Annotated in this window: 20 protein-coding genes; 2 read left to right on the top strand and 18 right to left on the bottom strand. The window is 62.2% G+C overall.

The genetic code is table 11. From position 1 onward, the window contains the following. Positions 1–269, top strand: a 269-nt coding sequence (locus Q0248_RS06555; protein WP_299320889.1) for a helix-hairpin-helix domain-containing protein, incomplete at its 5' end; no start/stop codon positions are given. 135 nt (positions 270–404) lie between these two features. On the opposite strand, the gene Q0248_RS06550 is transcribed toward Q0248_RS06555, so the two are convergent. The 7 genes from Q0248_RS06550 to Q0248_RS06520 all read right to left on the bottom strand — a co-directional run bounded on the left by Q0248_RS06550 (position 405) and on the right by Q0248_RS06520 (position 9,388). Continuing rightward, positions 405–1,892 (bottom strand): transporter substrate-binding domain-containing protein, encoded by a 1,488-nt coding sequence (locus tag Q0248_RS06550; RefSeq protein ID WP_299320887.1) that lies wholly within the window; start codon positions 1,890–1,892, stop codon positions 405–407. An 85-nt stretch (positions 1,893–1,977) separates the two neighbouring features. Next, the gene (gene rlmD, locus Q0248_RS06545; protein WP_299320886.1) at positions 1,978–3,420 is read right to left on the bottom strand and encodes a 23S rRNA (uracil(1939)-C(5))-methyltransferase RlmD; all 1,443 of its coding nucleotides are present in this window, start codon (positions 3,418–3,420) and stop codon (positions 1,978–1,980) included. Positions 3,421–3,519: 99 nt separating this feature from the next. Continuing rightward, complete coding sequence (glmM, locus tag Q0248_RS06540) at positions 3,520–4,914, bottom strand: phosphoglucosamine mutase (protein ID WP_299320884.1); 1,395 nt, start codon at positions 4,912–4,914, stop codon at positions 3,520–3,522. 40 nt (positions 4,915–4,954) lie between these two features. After that, entirely contained in the window at positions 4,955–5,587 is a 633-nt protein-coding gene (locus Q0248_RS06535) for a DUF4827 family protein (protein ID WP_299320883.1), read from the bottom strand. Positions 5,588–5,622: 35 nt separating this feature from the next. Next, entirely contained in the window at positions 5,623–6,678 is a 1,056-nt protein-coding gene (locus Q0248_RS06530) for a bifunctional oligoribonuclease/PAP phosphatase NrnA (protein ID WP_299320881.1), read from the bottom strand. A 47-nt stretch (positions 6,679–6,725) separates the two neighbouring features. Continuing rightward, on the bottom strand, positions 6,726–8,612 hold the full coding sequence (locus Q0248_RS06525) for an ABC-F family ATP-binding cassette domain-containing protein (RefSeq protein WP_299320880.1): 1,887 nt from the start codon (positions 8,610–8,612) through the stop codon (positions 6,726–6,728). Further along, the gene (locus Q0248_RS06520) at positions 8,612–9,388 is read right to left on the bottom strand and encodes a C40 family peptidase (RefSeq protein ID WP_299320878.1); all 777 of its coding nucleotides are present in this window, start codon (positions 9,386–9,388) and stop codon (positions 8,612–8,614) included. The genes Q0248_RS06525 and Q0248_RS06520 overlap by 1 nt, the downstream gene beginning before the upstream one ends. A gap of 773 nt (positions 9,389–10,161) precedes the next feature. Between Q0248_RS06520 and Q0248_RS06515 the strand changes: the two genes are divergently transcribed. Beyond that, positions 10,162–11,712, top strand: a complete 1,551-nt coding sequence (locus Q0248_RS06515; protein ID WP_299320877.1) for a FadL protein — start codon at positions 10,162–10,164, stop codon at positions 11,710–11,712. Positions 11,713–11,944: 232 nt separating this feature from the next. Here Q0248_RS06515 and Q0248_RS06510 read toward each other — a convergent pair whose 3' ends face one another. The 11 genes from Q0248_RS06510 to Q0248_RS06460 form a co-directional block, all read right to left on the bottom strand. Beyond that, positions 11,945–12,358 carry a winged helix DNA-binding protein gene (locus Q0248_RS06510; protein ID WP_299320875.1) on the bottom strand — a complete coding sequence of 138 codons (414 nt, stop codon included), beginning with the start codon at positions 12,356–12,358 and terminating at the stop codon, positions 11,945–11,947. Between the two features lie 23 nt (positions 12,359–12,381). Beyond that, positions 12,382–14,856 (bottom strand): FAD-dependent oxidoreductase, encoded by a 2,475-nt coding sequence (locus Q0248_RS06505; protein ID WP_299320892.1) that lies wholly within the window; start codon positions 14,854–14,856, stop codon positions 12,382–12,384. 143 nt (positions 14,857–14,999) lie between these two features. Continuing rightward, positions 15,000–16,250: a hemolysin family protein gene (locus Q0248_RS06500; RefSeq protein ID WP_299320873.1), complete on the bottom strand. Its 1,251-nt coding sequence runs from the start codon at positions 16,248–16,250 to the stop codon at positions 15,000–15,002. 18 nt (positions 16,251–16,268) lie between these two features. Next, positions 16,269–17,084 carry an LPS export ABC transporter periplasmic protein LptC gene (lptC, locus tag Q0248_RS06495; RefSeq protein ID WP_299320872.1) on the bottom strand — a complete coding sequence of 272 codons (816 nt, stop codon included), beginning with the start codon at positions 17,082–17,084 and terminating at the stop codon, positions 16,269–16,271. Positions 17,085–17,103: 19 nt separating this feature from the next. Then, a complete protein-coding gene (locus tag Q0248_RS06490; RefSeq protein ID WP_299320870.1) occupies positions 17,104–18,453 on the bottom strand; it encodes a hypothetical protein in 1,350 nt (449 codons plus the stop codon). 54 nt (positions 18,454–18,507) lie between these two features. After that, entirely contained in the window at positions 18,508–19,806 is a 1,299-nt protein-coding gene (locus tag Q0248_RS06485) for a hypothetical protein (protein WP_299320869.1), read from the bottom strand. A 6-nt stretch (positions 19,807–19,812) separates the two neighbouring features. Next, positions 19,813–20,541: a type III pantothenate kinase gene (locus Q0248_RS06480; RefSeq protein ID WP_299320867.1), complete on the bottom strand. Its 729-nt coding sequence runs from the start codon at positions 20,539–20,541 to the stop codon at positions 19,813–19,815. A 128-nt stretch (positions 20,542–20,669) separates the two neighbouring features. Beyond that, a complete protein-coding gene (ybeY, locus tag Q0248_RS06475) occupies positions 20,670–21,119 on the bottom strand; it encodes an rRNA maturation RNase YbeY (protein WP_299320865.1) in 450 nt (149 codons plus the stop codon). A 29-nt stretch (positions 21,120–21,148) separates the two neighbouring features. Beyond that, a complete protein-coding gene (locus Q0248_RS06470) occupies positions 21,149–21,781 on the bottom strand; it encodes an L-threonylcarbamoyladenylate synthase (RefSeq protein ID WP_211788059.1) in 633 nt (210 codons plus the stop codon). Positions 21,782–21,809: 28 nt separating this feature from the next. Continuing rightward, positions 21,810–22,553, bottom strand: coding sequence for a 23S rRNA (guanosine(2251)-2'-O)-methyltransferase RlmB (gene rlmB / locus Q0248_RS06465; RefSeq protein ID WP_299320863.1), 744 nt, complete (start codon positions 22,551–22,553; stop codon positions 21,810–21,812). A gap of 91 nt (positions 22,554–22,644) precedes the next feature. Next, positions 22,645–23,346, bottom strand: coding sequence for a precorrin-2 C(20)-methyltransferase (locus tag Q0248_RS06460; RefSeq protein ID WP_299320862.1), 702 nt, complete (start codon positions 23,344–23,346; stop codon positions 22,645–22,647). Positions 23,347–23,542 lie beyond the last annotated feature (196 nt).

The following is a 23,542-nucleotide window of genomic DNA, read 5'->3' as shown; positions in this document are numbered from 1 at the left end:
TCCGCCTGCTGGAGCAGATCCAGGCCGAGGTGCACCGCTTCGCCATCACCTTCCATCGCGACAAGCGGAGCAAGAGCCAGCTCTCCTCGCGCCTGGACTACATCAAGGGCATAGGGCCCAAGACCAAGGACGAGCTGCTGCGCCACTTCCACAGCGTACAGGCCATCTCGACGGCCACCCTCGAGGAGCTCGCCGAGGCCATAGGCCCTGCCAAGGGACGCATCGTCTACGAGCACTTCCATAACGAGCAGCCCAGCACGGAGGGCTAAGGCCGCCCGCCCCTAAGCTCAGCGCTCGCTCAGCGCCCCTGCTCCCCCCACTCAACACAAAGGCACAGCGCCGCTCCCTAGCAGTCTAGGGAGCGGCGCTGTGCCTTTGGTATCGGGGTGTAGGCTAAGAGGGGCTTAGTCGAGGCCGTGTCGCTTGCCTTCCTCGGGGATCTTCGTCCCCTTGCTCTTGTAGAGCTGGTAGCGGCTCATCACCTGATCGACGTAGCGCGCCACGCCCTTGCCGCGCAGGTAACCCGCACGGCAGACGGGGTCGTTGTAGTACTTTGCCTCGCTCTTGAGGTGCAGCAGCGGCTCGATGTCCTCGTCCCAGTCATGGCCGCCCTTGCGGTACTTGGCCGAGAGGCGCAGGACGTCCTCCAGGTGGGCAGGGCCCGCGTTGTAGGCCGCCAGCGTGATGCGTAGGCGATTGTCCCCCGCGGGGATGGACTTGAAGATACGCTCCGTCGCCAGGAGGCAATCCACCGCCACGCGCACCGAGACCTGCGGGTCGAGGAGCTGCTCGGGGCTAGCTCCGTAGATACGCCCCGTGCGGGGCATGATGCCCATGAGGCCGCGCGCCCCCGACCAACCGACGATACTGGGCTTGAAGTTCGACTCCTGATAAGCGATGGAGGCCAGCAGCTGCCAGGGCCATCCGATGCGCTTGGCCTCACTCTGGAAGATGTGGTCGAAGGGCGAGATCCCACCTTCATGGATGTGCGCCAGCTCTCCACGCCAGCGGTAGCGCTTATTGTCCGTCAGCGTCTTGGGTAGCTGGTGGGGCTCTTCCTCGGGGAGCTCGCTCTTGTTGAGCTCGAAGTAGCGGCGGTAGATCTCACTGGCCTGCTCCTGCCGCGGAAGCTGTGCCGCCCAGCGGTCGAGTGCCTCCGCCAGGCCTCTGCGCTCGGGGGAGGTGAACCAGCGCAGGCGCTGCTTGAAGCCCACCTCTAGCGAGACATCGATATTCGGATAGTAGGTCTTGGCCAGCCGCGCCAGCTCCTGGTCGATGATGGTGTAGTCTATCTTGTGGGTCGCCACCTGATCGATGAGATCCTCGCTATTGGTCGTATCGGAGTCAATAAGGGCTAGCTTGATGGGCCCGCCCAGCTGTGCCTCCAGATGACGGATACGGTCGGCCGCACGCGTACCACGCAACACCGTGACGGGGCGCCCCAGCAGCTCGGAGACATTGCGTATATAGTGCGTGCTGTCCGTCCCTGCGGCACGGCGTCGCTGCACGAGTACGAGCCCCGAGAGTTCCTCTGGCCCCGCGAAGCGCAGCTCGTCCTTGCTGCTGCGGGTGACCGCATGGGGGGTGATGCAGAGGTCGGCCTTGCCCGAGCGCACCAGCGCCACCGCCTCATCCATGTGATGGGCGACGAAGAGCTCCATAGGCAGCCCCTGCTCCTGAGCAAAGAGGCGCACCAGCTCGTACTGGTAGCCCATGGGCTCGTCCTTGTAGGTGAAGAAGGTCGTTGCCCCCGAGAGGGTGACGACGCGCAGCGTATCGGGGAGGCGTAGCTCGGCCTCCAGGCGCCGCTGCTGGGCCGTACGCTGGAGCTTGAGCTGCAGCATAAGGCCAGTAAACAAAGCGACGAAGAGCCCAGCGATGCCAAGGAGCATTGCTGGACTCTTCTTATATCGCTGCCATAGTCTTCTCATAGCACATGAGGCTTGGGGGGTGATGGCTGCTGAGGCCGTCGGCCGGCTAGTCCTGACGCACTAGCTGCACGACATTCTCAATATGATGCGTGTGGGGGAACATGTCCACCGCACGGGACTTGGTGACGACATAGCGCCCCGAGGCAGTGAGCAGCTGCAGGTCACGAGCCTGCGTGGCGGGATTGCAGCTGACGTAGACGATACGACGCGGCGCGGCGCCGAGGATAGTCGTGATGACGTCCTCGTGCATCCCGGCACGAGGTGGGTCGGTGATGATCACGTCGGGCTCACCATGCTGGGCGATGAACTCGGGCGTCAGGATGTCCTTCATATCCCCAGCGTAGAAGAGCGTGTTGTCGATGCCGTTGACGCGGCTGTTGACCTTGGCGTCCTCGATGGCCTCGGGCACGTATTCGATCCCGACGACGGAGGCGCAGCTACGCGCCACGAAATTGGCGATCGTCCCCGTCCCCGTATAGAGGTCGTAGACATGGTCGCCTGGCTGCAGCTCGGCGAACTCGCGGGCTACCTTGTAGAGCTCGTAGGCCTGCTCGCTATTGGTCTGGTAGAAGGACTTCGGCCCGATGCGGAAGCGCAGTCCCTCCATCTTCTCCTCGATGTAGTCACGCCCGTAGAAGCAGTGGATCTCTTGGTCGGAGATGGTATCGTTGGCCTTGGCATTGATGACGTAGAGGAGCGCCGTGATCACGGGGAAGCGCTCCGCGATCGCTCCAAGGAGCGCTTGGCATGCTTCCTCATCCTCACGGAAGAAGACAACCACCACCATCAGCTCGCCCGTCGAGGTCGTGCGCATCATCAGCGTACGCATCAGCCCCTCCTGACGCCTTAGGTCGAAGTAAGGGTAGCGCTCGGGCTGGCTGAGGCAATAGTCACGTACAAAGAGGCGTATATCGTCGAGGATCCCCGCTCCGAGGTGGCAGCGGTCGATGTCCAGCACCTTGTCGAACATCCCCGGCAGGTGGAAGCCCAGCCCCGAGAGCTGAGGAGTGCCGCCCGCCTCCTCGGCGCGCTTCACCTCGTCGAGCTCCCCAGGGAAGAGCCAGCGGCGATTGCTGAAGGTGAACTCCAGCTTATTGCGGTAGCGCTCGCGCTTCTCCGACCCAAGGATGGGATAGTAGGTGCCGACCTCGATCTTGCCGATGCGCTCTAGGGCATCACGTACGACCTGATCCTTGGTCTCTAGCTGCAGGTCGTAGGGGATGTGCTGCCACTTGCAGCCGCCGCAGATGGTAAAGTGCGAGCAGAAGGGCTCGGTGCGCCGTGGCGAAGGGCTCGTCAGCTGCTCGATGCGGCCCTCCAGATAGTTGCGCTTGCGTCGGGTGAGCTGGATATCACAGACGTCGCCAGGGGCGCCGAAGGGTACGAAGAGCACCTGCCCCTCGACATGGCTCAGCGCCTTGCCCTCGCCTGCTAGAGCCTCGATCTGTACGCCCCTCAGCAGGGGCAGTTCTTTCTTCTTGCGTGCCAATGTATCGTGTAAACCGTGTGAAAAGGATAAGCCCCATAGCCGCGCCTCGCTCCTCGTACTCGAGGGATAAGGCTAGACTATGGGGCCTAGATAGGTGGGCTAAGCGAGGTAGGAGCTGATGAGCGCCTTGGACGAATCGGCCAGGGCATCAGCGGCTGCCTGCGTCGGAGCCTCTGTATAGATGCGGATGATGGGCTCCGTATTGCTTCGGCGCACGTTCACCCACTGATCGGGGTAGTCGATCTTGATACCATCGATGCGGCTGATCTCGCCCTCGCCTGCCTGGTCAGCGGCAAAGCGCTCCAGCAGTTCCTGGGCCTCGACGCCTGCAGGGAGCTCCACGCGCTGCTTGCTCATGAAGTAGCTGGGATAGCTCTTGCGCAGCTCGCTGACCGATATTCCACGCTTAGCGAGTAGCGAGAGGAAGAGTGCGATCCCTACGAGGGCATCGCGGCCGTAGTGTAGCTCGGGGTAGATGACGCCGCCATTGCCCTCGCCGCCGATCAGCGCGCCCGTCTCCTTCATCTTCGTCACGACGTTGACCTCACCGACGGCGCTTGCCTCGTAGCTACCGCCGTGCCGCAGCGTGATATCTCGTACTGCACGGGTGGAGCTGAGGTTGGAGACGGTGTTGCCCCCTCCCTTGAGCTCGAGGAGGTAGTCGGCAATAGAGACCAGCGTGTATTCCTCGCCGAAGAAGTATCCCTGCTCGTCAACGATCGCCAGGCGGTCTACGTCGGGGTCCACAGCGAAACCCACGTGAGCCCCCTGGCGGCACACCTCCTCACAGAGCTCCATGAGGTGATCGGGCAGCGGCTCGGGGTCATGGGCAAAGTCCCCCGTAGGCTCATCGTGGATACCCGTGATCTGCTGGACGCCCAGCGCCTCTAGGAGAGCGGGCACGGCGATGCCTCCGACGGAGTTGACGCTGTCGAAGACCACACGGAAGCCCGCTCTGCGTATGGCCTCCACATCGACCCCAGGGAGCCGAAGTACCGCCGCAATATGCTCGGCGAGGTAGCTCTGCTGCTCGACGACACGCCCTAGCTCACCGACCTGGACGAACTGGAGATCCTGGCTCTCTGCAATGCGAAGGATCGCCTTGCCCTCTATATCGCTGAGGAACTCGCCACGAGCATTCAGGAGCTTGAGGGCATTCCAATGCTTGGGATTGTGGCTAGCCGTAAGGATGAGCCCCCCATCGGCTCCCTTACCAACGACAGCCACCTCCGTGGTGGGCGTCGTCGCTAGATCGATATCGATGACGTCACAGCCCATACCGATGAGGGCTCCAAGGACAACCTGCTTGACCATGAAGCCCGAGAGGCGTGCGTCGCGTCCCACGACGATGAGCGGGCGAGCCTTGCCGCTCTGCTGGCGAATGAACTGTGCGTAGGCTGATGCGAACTGTGCTGTGCTTACCGGGTTGAGCCCATCAGAGATCGAGCCCCCTATGGTGCCTCGGATCCCTGAGATGGATTTGATGAGTGTCATGACTGGATCGTCTGGTTAGATGTAGTGTGCGCGGATGCGATTATAGGTACTTGTAGATAATCTTGCTAAGGTAGATGCTACGCCCCTGCACGTAGGACTCCGAGGGGCCCAGCTCGAAGGGGATGATCAGCTCGAGCTCGGCGCCATCCCCGATATAGCTCACGGGATAGGCGATGCCCTCGCACATGAAGCGGTCGAGCGAGCTAGCGAAGGGCACCTGCCCCAGCAGCGTGTAGTGCGTCTCGATGCCCCCGCTGTAGTTGGTCATATAGCGGAAGCGCGTAGGCTGATAGGCAGGGTTGGTGATGGAGCTGAAGTTCAGAAGCTCGGGCTCATCCTCACGGAAGAGGCGCCCCGTCATCTCGATGCTGACGGTCGTCTCCCCGAGGCGGGCACGACGCGTCATGTCACCGCGGTTCTTGACGCGGACGTAGAGGCCGTTGGCGAGCTTGTAGAAGTAGCGGCTATCGGTCTCGGCGGGCAGAGCCTCCTGATTGATATTCTGGATCAGTCCGCCGAAGTGCTCCTTATTTATAAGCTGCTCGATGGCGCGGGTCTGCTCCTTCTTGAGCTGGGAGAGGGGCTTGAAGTCACTCTTCTTCTTGCAGCTGCCCAGCAGCAGAGGTAGGGCGAGGAGGAGCGCGAGTATGCGGTAGCTAGTGAGCTTTTTCATTATGCGTAGAGCTTCTAGAGATATGTCCGACGATGCTAGTCATGAGGCTGCGCTGCACGGCGGCTAGCGACGAGCCTCTGTAGGTGGCAAAGATAGATATTTTTGGCCTCTTCGATGCTCCCCTGGTACTCCGCTCCCGCAGCATTGCGGTGACCACCGCCGCCAAAGGCCTCCTGCGCCAGCTCATTGACGGGGAAGTCCCCCGTGGAGCGCAGCGAGAGCTTGATCTGCGAGCGGTCCTCGCGGATGAAGCAGGAGCAGTCGATGCCCTCGATGCTGAGCGGCAGGTTGACGAGGCCCTCGGTATCGCCCTTGCTGGCGCCATACTGCTGGAGCTCCTGCTGACTGAGGGTCAGCACGGCCGCGCGTAGCTCGGGGTAGAGCTCCAGCTTGCGGTCCAGCACATAGCCCTGCAGGCGCAGCTGCTGCTCGGGATTGTGATAGTTGAGGCGGTCGATGATCTGGGCGTAGTCCGCCCCAAGGGCTAGGAGCCCAGAAGCCGTCTCGAAGAGCTCTGGACAAAGGTGGCTATACATGAAGCGACCCGTGTCGGTGATGATCCCCGTCAGCAGCAGCGTCGCCGCCTCGGGGCTGATCGCCGCGCGGTAGCCGAGGCTAAGGCTGAGCTGGTAGATGAGCTCACAGGTAGCGGAGGCATTCGGCAGGCTGATGCAGTAGTCGAAGTCTGGATCAGGGTCGAGGTGATGGTCGATGAGCAGGCGGCGTGCCCCACTCGTGCGCACCGCCTCGATAAGCGACGCGTGCCTCAGGCGCGTGATGGTATTGTGGTCGAGGTGGCAGATGAGGTCGGCCTCCGCCAGGCGCTCCAGACAGCGCTCGGGCTCGTCGGCGAAGCTGAGAAGTTCCTCCAGGTGCGGCATCCAGCGGAGGTAGTCCTCGATGCGGTCGGGGCTGATCGCCGTGACCTCGGCCTCGGGGCAGGCGTGCTCTAGGATGAGCTTCCAGCCCAGAATAGAGCCTACGGCGTCCCCATCGGGCGCGGTGTGCGGCAGGATGACGATACGCTTGCTCTCGGCCAGTGCCTCGTGGAGGCTAGCGACGAGGTCGGAGGACCACTGATATTTGCTCATTGACTAGGATGTAGGGTGCTTGGGATAGGATGTGCGGTGGGTGGGGGCTAGCCCTGACGCTCCTCGAGCTCGAGCTGTCGGAGCGTCAGCTCGTCCTGCAGCTCGATGATGGCCCCGATACGCTCCGAGGCCTTCATGAGCGCCTGATGCTCCAGCGTGCCCGTGGCGAGCTGGGCCTCGAGACTCGCGCGCTCCTCGTCCAGCGAGCGAAGCTGCTGCTCGATCTGCTCCAGCTCCTTGCGCTCGGCGTAGCTGAGGCGTGCTGCTCGAGGGCTCGCGCCACGGCTGGCAGGGGCTGCGGCTGCGGCCTTCTGCGCCTCGGCCTGAGCCTGCTCGACAGCTCGGCGCTCCTCGGCAGCCTTGAAGGCGCGATACTGAGTATAGTTCCCTGGGAAGTCTCGCACCTTGCCCGCCCCCTCGAAGCAGAGCAGGTGCTCGGTGACCTTGTCCATGAAGAAGCGGTCGTGCGAGACGATAAGCACGCAACCCGCGAAGTCCTGCAGGTACTCCTCCAGAGCCTGCAGGGTGAGGATGTCGAGGTCGTTGGTCGGCTCGTCGAGGATGAGGAAGTTGGGGCAGGTGACGAGGACGGTGCAGAGGTAGAGGCGGCGCAGCTCGCCCCCGCTGAGCTTCTCGACAGGGGTGTACTGACGCTCGGGCGGGAAGAGGAAGCGCGTCAGGATCTGCGAGGCGCTGAGGCGCTCTACTCCACTGCCTGCAGGCAGGGTGAAGTTCTCCGCTAGGTCCTGCACGATGTCGATGACGCGCCGCTCGGGGGCGAAGGCGGGCGGCTGCTGGCTGTAGTAGCCGAAGCGCACCGTCTCCCCGATGTCGAAGGCGCCAGCGTCGGGCGCCAGCTCACCGAGCAGCATACGTAGGAAGCTGGTCTTCCCGACACCGTTCTCCCCGACGATGCCGACCTTATCATAGCGGCTGAAGATGTAGTTGAAGTCCTCAAGGATGACTTTATCCCCGAAGCGCTTGGACACGTGCTGCGCCTCGAAGATCTTCTTACCGATATAGCCTGCGCCCGATTCCCCGAGGGCGATAGCGCCCTCTTGACGAGGCGTGCGGGTCTGCTGCTCGAGGGCGTGGAAGGCGTCTATCCTATACTGTGCCTTGGTGCCACGCGCCTGAGGCTGGCGGCGCATCCACTCCAGTTCACGGCGATAGAGGTTGAGGGCACGCTGACGCAGCGCCTCGGCCTGCTCGTGGCGCTCCTGACGCTTGGCGAGGTAATAGTCATAGTTCCCCTTATAGCGGTAGAGCGTCCCGGCATCGAGCTCGATGATCTGATTGCAGACGCGATCGAGGAAGTAGCGGTCATGGGTGATCAGCAGCAGCCCCATCGTGGAGCGGCTGAGGTAGTCCTCCAGCCACTCGATGCTGGCTAGGTCTAGGTGGTTGGTCGGCTCGTCGAGCAGCAGCAGGTCGGGCTGACTGATTAAGGCTCCCGCCAGAGCCACGCGCTTGGCCTCGCCGCCCGAGAGCTTGGTGATGGGCTTGGTGAGCTCGTGTAGCCCCAGCGCCCCGAGGATCTCCTTGGCTCGCTGCTCGTAGTCCCAGGCACCCTGGGCCTCCATCTCGGGCAGGAGCTCCTCCATACGACGGCTATCCCCCTCAGCTACAGCACGCTCCCAGCTCAGTGTCAGCTGTGCCACGGGATCGTAGGGGCTGAAGCAGGCCTCGAGGATCGTCCCCTGCTGCGTCAGTTCGGGGAGCTGCGGGAGGTAGGCACGGCGTAGGTCACGCTCGTAGATGACCGTCCCCGAGTCCTGAGGCTCAAGTCCCAGGAGGATGCGCATCAGGGTAGACTTGCCCGTACCATTGGGGGCGATAAGCCCGACCTTCTGCCCTCGCTCGATCGAGAAGCTGAGGTCGGAGAAGAGGACGCGGTCCCCGAAGCTCTTGGTGAGCTGATCGACCTGCAGCATTAGGGCATCGCGATGGAGTCAGGCAGCTGACGCCAGTGGCCAGCTAGCTGAGGGAGGCGACCAGCGCCCATATAGCGAGAGGAGTAGTAGGCGCTGCCCGTGATGCTCTCGATGACGATCCCCTTGCTGGAGCTGCTGTGGATCATCTTGATGTCCCCAGCCTCATTGCTCACGACCATACCGACGTGCCCGATGCGGCTACTACCCCTATTGCTCCCGCGGAAGAAGACGAGGTCCCCAGGCTTCGGGTCGCTGAGCCTACTGGTATAGACAGAGAGGGCTGCCGAGGAATGCGGGATCTTGATCCCCTCGAGGGAGAAGATATACTTGACGAAGCCCGAGCAGTCAAGTGGCCAAGGGGCAATGCCCGAGGAGCGGTAGCGGTGCCCGAGGAGCTCGTGGCCGTGCTCCATGACCGAGCGGATGAGCTCAGGCGTATGGCTCGCGATCTCTACAGGCTCGTAGCTGTAGCCGAGGCCCGAGCCGCGACGACGCGAGCGGGAGCGCTTATCCTTCTTATGCTTCTTGCTGTTCTTCGCCAGGGCCTTAGACTTGGCCTGGGCGCTCTTGGTATTAGCCTTGGACTTCCGCTTGTTCTTCGCCTTGGGCTGTGAGGCCTTGGCGGGTGTGGACTCGAGGTAGAGCTCAGCAGCGGTGCTGGTCTGCTCTAGGATGGTGAGGGGGGATTGCAGCTGGGCTGCCTGGGTAGTAGGACTCGTAAAGGGGAGAAGGAGCACTACGGCGAGCGTAGTGAGGGACTGCTTATATCGAGACATCTTGTAGTATTTAGGTGAAGGGGCTGCCGCTCCGTGTGAGCAGCGCCCGCCGTGCCCCGAGGCCCTACTCCACACGGCTGGAGAGCAAGGGCGAGCGCCACGAGGCCTATAGTGTAGCGATCATTGAAAGCCTCGTATCCGCGCACGGCACGCATATATAACGGGTACAAAGATACGATTATTCTAGCAGCTAGCCCCCCTCCACATCCGCCATGCCGGGGCTGACGCATCGTGCGCACTGGGATAGGAGGGGTTCCCCTTGAGATCGACCGAGAGGCATCAGCAGGGGATGAGCAGGCCTCGGCAGCCCCTTCGCCCTTGTCTTGTGCCAGCGTATAGGCTGCAGCTATCTGTACGCCTCAGCCCTATCCACCTCACTCCCTACTATCCGAGCTCCCAAAGACATAGCCTAGCCTAGGACGAGGGGATATGATAGATCTGTCCCGTGGACTAAGGAAGAGCGGTCATGAGGGACGTCAGTCGGGAGGCTAAGGGGCGGCAGTCACGGCGCTGAGGGATAGCAGTCAGCGAGCTGAGGGATAGCAGTCAGCGAGCTGAGGCCTAAGAGGGGGGTGGTGCTGGGGGCAGGGCAAGCGGAGCAAGGGAGCCTAATTCGCAAGCACGACTTGCTAATCTAGAGGAGCATCGGACCTCATACGGCACACTCTCCCGAATAGTGTGCAGCATTTAGCTTATCTTTGCAGCACCTCGGGGGATTGGCCTCCAGGCGCTAGCCCCCGCTAGCTCTAGTATGATATACGACAAGAATCTCGATGAAACGAACCCTAGCACTGGGACTGCTGTCCCTGCTTAGCCTCTCCTCAGCCGAGGCAGGAGGTCTACTCAACAACACCAGCATGCACGCACGCTACCTCCGTAGCCTAGCGCGCAACGCCTCCACTGCTATCGACGCTACCTACTATAACCCCGCAGGGCTGGTCTTCACGCCCGACGGCTGGCGCTTCAGCCTCAACAGCCAGACCGTGCTCCAGCAGCGCGACATCGAGGCCACCTTCGCTCCCTTCGCCTACAACGGCGGGCAGCAGACCAAGCACTTCGAGGGCAAGGCTACCGCCCCCATCCTCCCCACCCTTATGGCTGCCTACAAGCAGGGCAACTGGGCCTTCTCGGCCGTAGTCGGCGTCTTCGGTGGCGGCGGTAAGGCAAGCTTCGGCCAGGGTCTCCCCGTCTTCGAGGGGCAGGTAGCAGCCATCCCTGCTACGACGCAGGCACTGACGGGCCTGCTCGCCAACCCCGCCCTAGCGCAGCTCATCCCCGCGGCAGTGCGCCAGCAGCTCCCCACGATGCTCGCCCCCCTGACGGGCGTCAATCAGTACCGCCTCGATAGCCAACTGGAGGGTCTGCAGTACACGCTGGGGCTCCAGCTCGGGGCGAGCTACAAGATCACCGACTACCTCTCCGCCCACCTCGGTGCTCGCATCAGCTACGCCTACAATACCTACTCGGGGCACATCGGTAGCATCCAGGTCAATAAGCCCGGCGCGGCTGGCGAGTACCTCCCCGCACCTGCCTACTTCGCCCTCGTAGATCAGGGCCTGCAGTCGCGCCTACCTGCGCTGCAGCCGCTCCTCGGCAGTCTACCCGCAGCCGCCCAGGCCTCGGTACAGACGGTACTCGGGCTGCCCAAGCGCTTCGCCGAAGGGACGAAGGACAAGCAGATCGAGGTCAAGCAGACGGGTCTAGGCATCGCACCCATCATCGGCCTACACTTCCAGAAGGACGGCTGGGACATCGGGGCGCGCTATGAGTTCCGCACGGCGCTGACGGTGCGCAACAAGACGAAGCACAACGGCTCGGGCATGGCCCAGTTCGACGACGGCGTCGAGACGCCCAACGACCTACCCGCAGCGCTTGCCCTCGGGGTCTCCTACCGCGTCCTCCCCAGCCTCACGGCCTCGGTCGGCTTCAACCACTTCTTCGAGAAGCAGGCCCGTATGGCAGGCGGTAAGGAGGCGCTGCTGAAGCACAACACCAGCGAATACCTCTTCGGCCTCGAGTGGCGCGCCAAGGACTGGCTGGAGCTCAGCGCCGGCCTCCAGCTGACGCGCAAGGGCGTGACGGACGACTATCAGAGCAACCTGCACTTCGACATGAGCTCCAACTCCTACGGCCTCGGCGCTGGCCTCCAGCTGACGAAGGAGCTCCAGCTCAACCTCGCCTACATGTTCACCGACTACCGCGATCACCAGAAGGAGGCGCTCTACATCGCCAAGAGCGCCCTCACCCCGCAGGGCGTCAGCGCCAAGGAGCGCTACACCCGCAAGAACCAGATCTTCTCCATCGGTATCGACTACACGCTCTAGGGTAGCGAGCTCCCGACAGCAAGCAAGCGGGCTCCCCGAGGCATAGACCTCAGGGAGCCCGCTTCATCTATCTACCCCTACCCTTCCCCGAGCCACGCTCCCAAAGGCAGGCAAGCAAGGAGCCAAGCACGCGCGTAGCCAAAGGGGTAAAAGCACGCAGCCCCACAGCGGCAGGTCCTCCCGAGGGAGGGCTTGCCACTGTGGGGCTGCACTACTTGGATAGAGCTCGGGGCTACTCCTCGGCTGGGCTTGGAGTGGGCTCCGTCGGCTCGGGGCAGACAGGCTCCGTCTCCTCGAAGCAGCTACGCAGTAGCTCGGGGATATCAAACTGATGGGTCTTCAGCCCCTCGAGCAGCTCCCGCCCCTGAGGGGTCAGAGAGAAGAACATCTGTCTGCGATCCTCCTTGCCGAGGCGGCGCACGAGGTACTTCTTACGCTCCAGCGAACTGGTGACCTTCGAGGTATTGGAGGGCGATAGACCCGTCTGCTGACAGATGAAGGAAGGGGTCACGCGCTCGTAGCCCGTGACACAGAGCACCATGGCCTCGTTGAGCGAAAGGCCGTGTGCCGTGGCGAGGGAATCCTCTAGGGCGGCCAGCGCCCGGACTAAGTCCCTCATCACACAGATGGATCGTACGTACTCCATAGATCGTTATTGCTAGTTCGTCATTAAATAAACAAGTTCACACCCGCCTGCTCGGCGCGCTCCATGTAGGAGGCAACACCGCCGACGGTGACCTCGTCCAGCAGCTCCTCGCGCGCTATGCCCATGACATCCATAGACATCTGGCAGGCGATGAACTCCACACCAGCGGCGAGCGCCTGCTGGCGTAGGGATTCGACGGAGTCCACGCCCTTCTGCTTCATCAGGTAGCGCATCATCCGCGGGCCGAGGCCTAGGAAGTTCATCTTCGACAGCGGGAGCTTGGTCGAGTCTGAGGGGAGCATCCAGCCGAACATACGGCCGAAGAAGTCCTTCGCCACGCGTGGCTTGTGCTCGCGCTTCAGGACGTTGAGCCCCCAGAAGGTAAAGAAGATACTGACCCGTCCCCCCGTGGCGGCTGCGCCGTTGGCTAGGACGAAGGTCGCCAGCGCCTTATCCAGGTCGTCATCGAAGAGGATGAAGGTCTTGTTGCGCGGCCCAGCGCTAGCGGGTCGGCTCGCCTCCTGAGCGCAGACGCTGGCCTTCTCCAGCTGGACGATATAGACACCGCTCTCGCTGCGGGAGCCGAGGAAGCGATGTCCCGTACTGCGGCACCAGGCCTCGGCATCGCGGGGGAAGCCCACATCCGTAGCACGTACCTCAAGGCGCGCCCCCCCTGGGAGCTCGTCCATAGCGCGGCGCAGCTGGAGGATGGGGCCTGGGCACTGGAGGCCGCAGGCGTCGAGCACGCGGAGCTCAGGCGCCGCGGCAGGCTGCTCAGCAGTTGCCTTTGCGCTAGCCGCTCCCGCATGAGGGTCGCTGGGTCGCTGGATCACGGCCGTAGCCGCGCGGTAGGTCTTGATCCCCCCGACGAGGTTGCGCACCTCGCTGTAGCCTTGTCCGCGGAGGATGTTGGAGGCAAGGTAGCCGCGCAGCCCCACGCCGCAGAAGAGCCATAGGGCGCGGTCACGAGGCAGCTCCTCGAGGCGCTCGCGCAGCTCATCCAGCGGCACATTGACCGCACCAGGGATGGTGCCGAGGGCGTACTCCTCAGGGGTACGCACGTCGATGAGCGCTACCTTGGAGAGGTCGGCCTCGCGCAGCTCGCGCCAGTAGAGCGGCTGCATGCGCCCGCTGCGTATATTCTCCGCCACATAGGCCGAGATCGCTACGGGATCCTTGGCCGAGGAGAAGGGCGGGGCGTAGGCCTGCTCGAGCTCAGTGAGCTCAGCGACCGTCATCCCGCGCTTGAGGGCCAGTGCGTACTGGTCGATGCGGGTGTCTACCCCGTCGTAGCCGACGATCTGTGCGCCGTAGATACGCCCGTCGCTGGGGGCGAAGGTGACCTTGATGGCCATCTGCCGAGCTCCTGGGTAGTAGCCAGCATGTGAGGCGGCGTGGATCGTCGCCGAGAGGTAAGGGATGCCGAGCTGCTTGAGGCGCTTGGCGGGGAGGCCCGTGGTGGCGACCGTGAGGTCAAAGACCTTAGCGATGGCTGTACCTACCGAGCCCTCGTAGCGCTGCTTCGGCCCGAGCACCATGTTATCAGCTACGATACGTGCCTGACGGTTGGCAGGACCAGCGAGGTAGTTCAGCCAAGGCTGTCCCGTCACGGGGTGCGGATACTCGATGGCATCCCCCACGGCCCAGATATGCGCCTTGGAGGTCTGTAGATGTTCGTTGACCCAGATGCCCTTGGTCTCCCCGAGCTTGAGGCCAGCCTCCTGGGCGAGCTTCGTTTCGGGGCGTACCCCGATGGAGAGGAGGACAAGGTCAGCCGCGAGCGTCGCCCCCGACTGGAAGCGTAGCTGGAGGCCTTCGCCTACCCGCTCGAAGGCAGCTACTGCCTCCTCGAGGTAGAGCGTGACGCCCTTACTCTGCAGCTCCTCGTGTACGAAGGCCGCCATCGAGTAGTCCATGGGGGCCATCACCTGCGGCGCCATCTCTACGAGGGAGACCTCGAGGCCCAGCTGGTGAAGATTCTCCGCCATCTCCAGCCCGATGAAGCCACCGCCGACGATGACGGCACGCTTAGCCTTGTGCCCCTCTAGATAGGCCTTGATCCTATCCGTGTCGGCGACATTGCGCAGGGTGAAGATCCCCTCGAGATCGATCCCTGGGAGGGGCGGGCGTAGGGGAGCTGCTCCAGGGGAGAGTAGCAGCTCGTCATAGCGCTCGGTATAGCTGCGGCCATCGGCCGTACGTATGCTGACCTCCTGCCGCTCGGGGTCTATGGACGTGGCCTCACTCTGGGTGCGCACGTCGATATTGAACCTACGGGCAAAGGCAGCGGGTGTCTGAACAAAGAGGCGATCGCGCTGCTGGATCACGCCCCCGATATAATAAGGAAGGCCACAGTTGGCATAGGAAATATGCTCTCCCCGCTCGAGGAGGATGATCTCGGCCTGCTCACTGAGGCGTCGGATACGAGCGGCAGCCGTGGCTCCGCCTGCGACCCCACCGATGATGAGGTACTTCTTCTTTGACTCTGCTTCGTGCATCATTAGCTCTATACTATAGTGTGATGCCTAGCGGAAGGAGCTCCCCCCTTGCTCTAGGCTTCGTCAAAGATAGCTAAAGATTAACTCACAACAAAGTTTCCTAAGGAAACAACCTATTCTCAAGGAGTAGCTTCGTGCGGCTGCTAGCGCAGGCGCATCTTCACCAGGACGATTTTAGTCGAGGTCGAGCGCAGGATCTCGAAGCTGAAGCCCTCGATCTCGAGGACCTCTCCAGGCGTGGGAATACTGGGATGGTGATGGAGGATGAAGCCCGCTACCGTCTGGTAGTCTTCATCCTCGGGGAGCGTGAGATCGAACTGCTCGTTGATGTCATCGATCTCCATACGGCCGCTGAAGAGGTAGGTCGACTCGTCCAGCTGCTTGGCGATACGCTTCTGACGGTCGTGCTCGTCCTCGATGTCACCGAAGATCTCCTCTACGACATCCTCCAGCGTGATGAGCCCTGCGGTACCGCCCAGCTCGTCGATGACGATGGCGATGCTCTTCTTGCGCTGCATCAGGAGCTTCATCAGCGTGCTGGTCTGCATACTCTCAGGGACAAAGACCGCTGGGACGATGCGCTCCTGCCAAGGCCCTGGGCGGAACATCTCACTGGAGTGGATGTAGCCCACGACATCGTCGATATTATCGCGATAGATGATGAGCTTGGAGAGGCCCGTGGAGATGAAGAGCCGCTCGAGATGCTCGCGGGTGGTATTGAGCTCGGCACCGACGATCTCGTTGCGCGGCAGGAGACAGTCGCGCACCTGCAGCTCCGCGAAGCCGATGGCATTCTGAATGATCTTGACCTCGGTCTCTATGCCCGAGGCCTGTCCGTCATCCGAGCTGTGCGTCAGGTAGTACTCGAGATCCAGTGAGGAGAGGGCGGGACGAATGGCCACACTCGTGCTGCGCTGCCCCGCCAGGAAGAGGACAAGGCGTGTGATCCAGCCGATGACGTAGACGAAGGGATAGAGCAGGATATAGACCAGGAGCAGGAGCGAGGAGAAGAAGCGCATCGTGCGGTTGGGATTCGCCCTGAAGGTCACCTTCGGGAGGAACTCCCCGACGAAGAGGATGAGCAGCGTGCTGAGCACCGACTGCAGCAGCAGGATCAGCCCGTCGCTATCGCCTACGAGACGCTGCAGCCAGGGCTCCATCAGCTCTGCCATCAGCAGCCCGTAGATGACCAGGGCCACATTATTGCCCAGCAGCATCGTCGTGATGAAGCGGTCTGGGCGTGCGAAGAAGAGGCCTAGTACCTTAGCCGAGAGCCCGCCCTTGGTACGGTCGAGCTCCAGACGCAGCTTGTCCGAGGAGAGGAAGGCTATCTCCATCCCCGAAAAGAAGGCCGAGGCCAGGAGACTTAGGAAGATATACAGGTAGATCGTCATCGGTCTAGGGAATAGCAGCTAGGAGACACGAGCTGGGGTAGCGGGGCGAGCTGGGACAGCAGGTGCTGATGGAGTAGCTGGAGCGGAAGGACGAGCAGGTACGGCAGGCGTAGCAGGGCTAGCGGGCTGTGCGGGGGAGGAAGTAGGTGCGGGAGACGAAGCAGGGGCAGCAGGTGAGGGCTTATCCTCATACTCTAGGCTGCCCTTGTTATCCTGAATCTCGTACCAGCTGAGGTCATCGGTGGCCTCGAAGCGTGAGCCTCGGAGCTCACGCCCCTGAGTAAAGAAGTAGGTCGTGTCCCGCGAATAGAGCTTGCGGGCATCGCGTTGCCAAAAGAGGCGGTGCGTGCTGAGGCGCTCGCCCTTGGGGCCCTGCACCTGGACGTGCCCGACCAGCTCCCACTCCTCGTGCTCGGTGCGTCGGACGGCCGAGTCCGCCTTGATGAAGACCTGGCTGCCCTGACTCGCATCGTAGGGACGTAGCAGCAGGCCCTTAGGGAAGACCCACTCGTTGCGCTCGGGACGCTCGTAGATGAGCAGCACAGGCGCCGTCATACGGTAGCGCACAAGCCCCGAGTCCGAGATCAGCGTATTGAGCTGGAGCATGCGTGCCGTGTAGAGCGAGTCGGGGTTGACATCTAGGTTCTTGACCTCGACACGCTCCTTCGTGCAGGCCGTAGTGAGGCCGAGGAAGAGGAGCGCTAAGGCCGCCCCCAGACGCACGAGCAGCAGACGTAGGGAAAAAGAGGAGCTCTCCACCGAGGACCTACGATCCTCGGTGGAGAGCTCTAGTTGTAATGGCTTCGCCCCTCGGGGCGAGCGCAAGTCTATCATACGCTAGGTATGCTCTAGACTAAGGGATGACGATGGTCTCGCCACCGATGTTGAGCGTGCTGCCCTTCTTCAGCTCGGGGTGCATGAAGATATCCTGAGCGGAGGGGAGGTAGCGCTGGTAGGTGGCGATGAGGCGGTTGGCCTGACCAGCTACCTTGGGATCCACGCTAGCAGCACGGCGCAGCTTGTTGATGACGAGGTAGTAGACGCAGCGCTGCTTGACGGGGTCACCGGGGAAGAAGCTGCTGGCGGAATTAGCCGTACTCTGAGCTAGGACGATGAGCGCCTGGCCAGAGTTGGGGTTCTCAGCAAGCACCTTGTTGGCATAGGTACGTGCCTGACCGTGGTTGCCCTGCTTGAGCGAGAGCTGGATGAGGACCTCGTAGCACTTGACGCGCTCAGCAGAAGTCTTCGCCAAAGCGATGGCCTTGTTGAGGTACTCCGAAGCCTCGGCATACTTACCTGAGGAGATGGCCTCACCAGCAAGCCCCATAGCAGCGTTGGCCGTGGGCTCGATGTCGAAGAGGTAGCGGCTAGCGCGGAAGACGGCAGGAGCGTCACAGCCAGCAGCCTGGAAGAGGGCTACCGTCGTCGTCAGATAAGCCTTGTCTGCCTTGTGCTCATCGATCTTATCGGAGGTGTAGAGCTTGGTCAGCAGGTCACAGCCAGCCAGCCCGCTCTGAGCGAACTCCGTATCCATAGGATTCTTGAAGTCCTCGACGAGCTTGCGTGCAGCGACGTCTTCGCCAGCGGCAGCCAGCGCCTCATCGGCGAAGCCCGTAGCCTCGAGGTAATCCTTGATGTAGTTCTCGATCTTCGTAGTGTCACGCATAGCGACCGAGCGAGAGGCGAAGGTATAGTAGTAGAGTGCCTCGGGAGCCGTAGCACCCTTGGTCTGAGCGATGGCGGGCTTCAGCCAAGCGTAGATCTTGGTGTAGTCAGCGTCCTTACCTGCGATAGCGAGATAGTCCTTCGTCTTGGCGAGCATGATCTTGTCCACAGGCATCTTGTCGTCGTCACCGAAGTAGGTAGCGCGATCATCGTAGAGCTTGAGGAGCTGCTCCAGTACAGCCTTCTTCGCTGCGGGATCCTTGGCCTGCTCTAGGCGCCAGTGCAGGATCTTCGAGCCGATGATATAGATATTCTTCGAGGAGGCGGGGCATTCTTCGTAGGCCTTCTTCCAGTGCTCGAGGGCGTCCTGGTAGTTGCCCGTCTTCCCTAGGCTCGTGAAGAGGCTGATGCTTTGGCGGCAGCGGATACTATCCTGACCGTGGCCAAAAGGCGTACCAGAGGCCTTCCCCGTCTGGGCATAAGCAGCCGTGGAGAGAAGTCCCAGGGCTGCGACCAAGAGCATTCTGTTCAGTTTCATGTGTCTTGTCTTCTATTTAGTGTGATATCAATCCTTGTATAGCGATGCGTGAGGCTAGTTGATACGTGCCTTGCGGAACCAGCCCTCGTTGAAGGTAACGCCGACCGTCAGACCGAGGCTGTGCTCGCTGACCATATCGGCCTTGCCAGGGCGGAGGTAGTTGTAGTCGATGCTGATATTCAGCAGCGAGCGGCGGTCGATGAGCGGGATCCCGACCCCGAGGGAGGCACCTAGCTCGGTGTAGCCCGTGAGCTCCCCGCTAGGGGTAGGCACCTTGAGGTAGGAGTTAGCCCCATTCAGTCCGAGGCGATAGCGCGCCTGAGAGAAGGGGTTGCGTGCTCGGTGGTTGGGGATCCACTCCAGCCCGAGGGCGGCACGATAGCGATCGGTGAAGGTAGCGTCGCCGTCGGTATACTTCGACTCGCTCCACTTCTGATAGCTGGCATCCAGGCCAATGAGGAGCGAGTTCGTGCGTCGGTAGCTGATACCGAAGCCCGCACTGAGGGGTACGATATGCTGGCTCGTCGAGCTCGTCGTATCGCTCAGCAGGAGGGTGCTCTGATTGGTCTGCCCGTTGTAGCGCAGCTGCTGCTGGATACGCTCCGAGCGCAGCGACATCTTGGGGGCGAAGGTTACCCCTATCGTCAGGCTACGCTCATGCTTCTTGTCCAGCATCAGCTCGTACTGCAGACCCGCATCGACCTTGAAGCCCGTCAGGTGGAGCTGCGTCAGGTAGATGGGGTTGACCGCCTCCTCGCGTAGGAAGTCGATCTGACGCTGATGCGAGGTGTAGCCGAAGAGGTAAGCGGCATTGACCCCGAGCGAGAAGTGGCCGATGCGGCCTGCTAGCCCGAGGTAGAGGTCATTGATGCTCCCCTGCCCCGAGTAGGTACGGCGGTAGGGATTGGCCCCCTGGGTGCCCTCGAGCTGCTGGGTATTGCCGAACTGGTAGCCGACCGTCGAGAAGGGCATGATCCCTGCGCTCACCGCTAGATGACGGCTCACGGGGAAGAGGATCGTAGCGTAGTCAAGATTGCCGAGCACGCGGCTATCCGTCTTGCCATTCTCCTTGAGGTAAGCCCCGCGCAGCGATACGGCCAGATCCATGATGAAGGTCATCGAGTCCACAGCCGTGTAGGAGGCGGGGTTCGCGGGATTGGCCACGAGCCCGTCACGCAGGCTGATGCCTAGTCCCCCCATAGCTCGAGCTGCGGCCGTCTGGCGGGCGCCGAGTCGGCCATAGCCGTAGCGGCTGTAGGGCGAGCGCTCGTTGTTGCTCTGCGCGAGCAGAGTCGTACTCACGGCTAGGGTAAGGAGGCCGCCATGGACCAGCTGTATGAGTAGCTTCTTCATTGACTACTATTTATTGTACTCCAGTATTTCATTTAGTCCGTAGAGGACAAGATCAGGGTCGACACAGACCTCCTGGCGCAGCGTCTCCTGTATTAACGTAGCATCGCCGCCCGTCAGGTATACCACCGCGTCGGGGTGCGCTGCTCTCAGGGCCTGTATGTAGCCGTCTATCTCATAGACGATCCCCTGCAGCACGCCGCGGCTGATGGCCTCACGCGTCGTCTGCCCGAAGCCGAGCGTCAGATCCTCTAGATCCGAGAGCAGCGGCAGACGCGAGGTGAAGTGATTGAGCGCCTTGGTCCTCGTGTAGAGTCCCGGGGAGATGTTGCCCCCGAGATGGACGCCCTCACTGGTGATCCGCTCGATGGTGATGGCCGTGCCAGCATCCACGACGAGTAGCTCACGCCCTCGGCCTACCCGAGAGTAGGCCCCGACGACCCCCGCGAGGCGATCGCTCCCGAGGCGTGCTCGGTCGTAGCGTATCTCTAGGGGTACTGGGGTGCTCGCCCCGATCTCTATGACCAGGGGCATACGCTCCGACAGCATCCCGAGCAGCGGCTGATCCACCTGGGCTACCGAGCTGTAGACGGCTGCGTCTATGTCGGGGTAGGCCGCGAGGATCTGATGCACATCGCGCAGGGAGAGCTGGGGGTAGGTACAGTGCTTGTGCAGCTCCTTGCCCACAGCCACCGCTACCTTACATACCGTATTCCCTTGGTCGATGATTAAGTTCACGTCTCGATCGAATTGTCCAATTAGACTACAAAGTAACGGCTTTTCTGCGTAAGAGCGACCACTGGGGCTGGGAGCGGACGCATCTGCGACGCTTCAAGTCCCTGTAGAAGAGGCATTAGACGGGTCATCTAGAGGAGGAAGGGCTCGCCTGGCTTGAGGTGCGAGCGCAGGAGCTCCAGCGCCTTGTCCTCGGCGGCACGCATCTGCTCGGGCTCACCAGGGGCCTTGTCATTGAGCCCGCAGAGGTGCAGCACCCCATGAATGATCACCCTATGGAGCTCCTCGTCGAAGGGGGCGCCTGCCTCCTCGGCATTGCTCCTGACTGTGTCGAGGCTGATCAAGAGATCGCCCGCGATGCGCTGCCCCTCACTGTTGTCGAAGGTGATAATATCGGTGTAATAGTCGTGCTGAAGAAACTCCTGGTTGACCCGCAGGATATGCTCGTCGCTACAGAACTGGTAGTACAGCTGGTCGACCTTGCGCTTGTAGCTCGCGGCGACCTCCTTGATCCAGGTCTTCACCAGGCGCTCGCGCAGGGCGGGGCGTACTACATCCTCGTCCGCAAAGAATTCGATCATCGTATCAATAGGTATATAATAGGTCTAGGCTAGTCCTCGCGCAGCAGTGGCTCGTCGTCGGTCAGACGACCGTGCCCATGGCGCAGCACCTCGAAGGGCTCCGTCGTGCAGTCCACGATCGTCGAGGGGGCGAGCGGCACAATACCCGCGTCGAAGACCCCCGCCACCAGGCGCCCGAAGCGCTCATCGATCAGCTCGGGGTCGGTCGCATACTCGGGCTCCGTCTCGTCCTCGATGGGGAGCGAAGCCGTCACCAGCGGATTGCCGAGGTGCTCCGAGAGCAGGCGCCCTACAGCGTGCTGTGCTAGGCGTACCCCGACCTCGTTGCGGCGCTTGAAGATCTTGGGTAGTGCCCCCGCTGCTGGTAGGATGAAGGTATAGTTGTGCTCGTGGTCTTTGATGAACTTGAAGGCACGGTCGTTCATCTTGCAGTACTCCGAGACCTGGCTGAGCGAGGCGCAGGCGATGGAGAGGGACTTCTTCTTGGGGTCGACCCCCTTGAGCCGGCACAGGGCCTCGATGGCCTTAGGCTGCAGGGCATCGCAGCAGTAGGCATAGCCCGAGGCCGTAGGATAGATGAAGACGGCGCCCTCACGCAGCTGGTCGATGAGCTCGCTCAGCAGGCGATAGTCGGGGGCGTCAGGGTAAAGTCGTATCAGCATAGCCTTATCCTCCTAGTATGGGTAGAGCTTAGGCGCCGAGCTGCTCCTGACGTACGGCCTCGTAGATCAGGATGCCGGCGGCGACGGAGACATTGAGCGAACCGATGGCACCGACCTGTGGGATGCGGGTGATGCTATCGGCCATGCGGAGCACATCAGTCGATACCCCGTGGTCCTCAGCGCCCATGACGAGCCCCAACGGCAGCTGGAGCGCAGTCTCGGTATAGCGCTCCTCGGCCTTCTCCGAGGCAGCCACCACGCGCACGCCACTGCTCTGCAGCAGGCCGACAGCTGCGGCGATGCTGCTCACGCGGCACACGGGGATACGGTGCAGCGCCCCTGCGGAGGTCTTGACGGCGTCAGCCGTCACGCTCACGCTGCCTCGCTCGGGGATGACGAGGGCATCTACCCCAGCGCACTCCGCCGTGCGGGCGATCGCGCCGAAGTTACGCACGTCCGTCAGCCCATCCAGCAGCACGATGAAGGGGGCACGCCCCTCCTCGTAGACACGCGCCACCAGCTCCTCCAGCGGCGTGTACTCGATCTCGCTGATGAAGGCGATGACACCCTGGTGCTGGCGCTGGGTCAAGCGCCCCAGACGCTCCTCGGGGACGAACTGTACGGGCACCGAGCGCTCACGCGAGAGTGCTAGGATACGTGCGCTCTCCTCGGTACGCAGTCCGCGCCTCATCATTACCTTGTCGATCTCTCGGCCAGCCTCCAGCGCCTCTAGCAGCGGGTGGATGCCGAAGATCATATTGTTCTTTGCCATCTATCTTCTTGTCTTTAGCTCAATAGCCTCACGCTGAGGCAGCAGGGCAAAGATACGACAATCCCTGCGTCTAGCCCGAGGCCGCAGCCGCCTAGCGGCGCTTGCTGATGATGATGGAGAAGTAGGGGAAGCTGCGCTCTAGGATCTCCTCAGGGCGCTCCGTGACGTACTCCTTGGGCATGCCGACGAACTCGAAGTACTGCCAGCGACGCTCGGGATGAGCTGCCACCGCCCGCTTGATCTCGGCCTCGCACAGCGAGCCCTTCATCACCACGATCGTATGGATAGAGCCCCAGGCCTCCTGCCACTCGGCCTCGGTGGCCTCGCCTGGGATCACACGGCACTGCTCCTCGAGCTGCACCAGCTGCCCGCCCGCCAGCGCATTGCAGGCGATGAAGGCAGGCACCCCGCAGAGCTGGCGTACCGCGAGCCCCGCAGCCTCTACCTGCTCGCTGATGTAGGCGGAGGAGGAGTAGAAGCCACTGTCGCCCTCAGCCACCACTACAAGGGAGCACTCGGGCTCGGAGCGCTCGCGGCGGATGAGCTCCTCGGCGAGCTGGCTGTAGGCCGCGCAGGCACCCTCGCGCTGCTTGCTCATCGGCAGATCATAGAGCTGGATCTGCTCGGGGCGAATGTCTAGGGCGAGCATCATCTCCTCGGCCTTGGAGCTGTGGCGTCCCTTGGCCGAGACGGGGACGGGGGCGTAGATGCAGTCGGCCGCCTGCAGGCAGCGCAGCGCCTGCAGCGTGATCAGCTCGGGGTCACCTGGCCCCAAGGATACGAAGGATATCATAGTCGTAGTGGAGAGCTTGGTTAAGTCATTGGTCGCCTCAGCCTAGTGCTAAGGCGCAGCAAAAATAAGGATTTCTCCCCGCCCAGCACCTCCCGCTAGCGAGCTGCGTCCTAGGGCTGAGGCCTCCTCCCCCACCCCTCGGGACTCCTCCACGAGTAGCGGCAGGACGAGGGAGCGACACTGCTCCAGCGAGACT

Origin of the sequence: uncultured Porphyromonas sp. (genome assembly GCF_938046015.1) — a bacterium.
In the GTDB taxonomy this organism is placed as follows: Bacteria; Bacteroidota; Bacteroidia; order Bacteroidales; family Porphyromonadaceae; genus Porphyromonas.
This window is presented reverse-complemented; position numbering and strand designations above follow the sequence as displayed.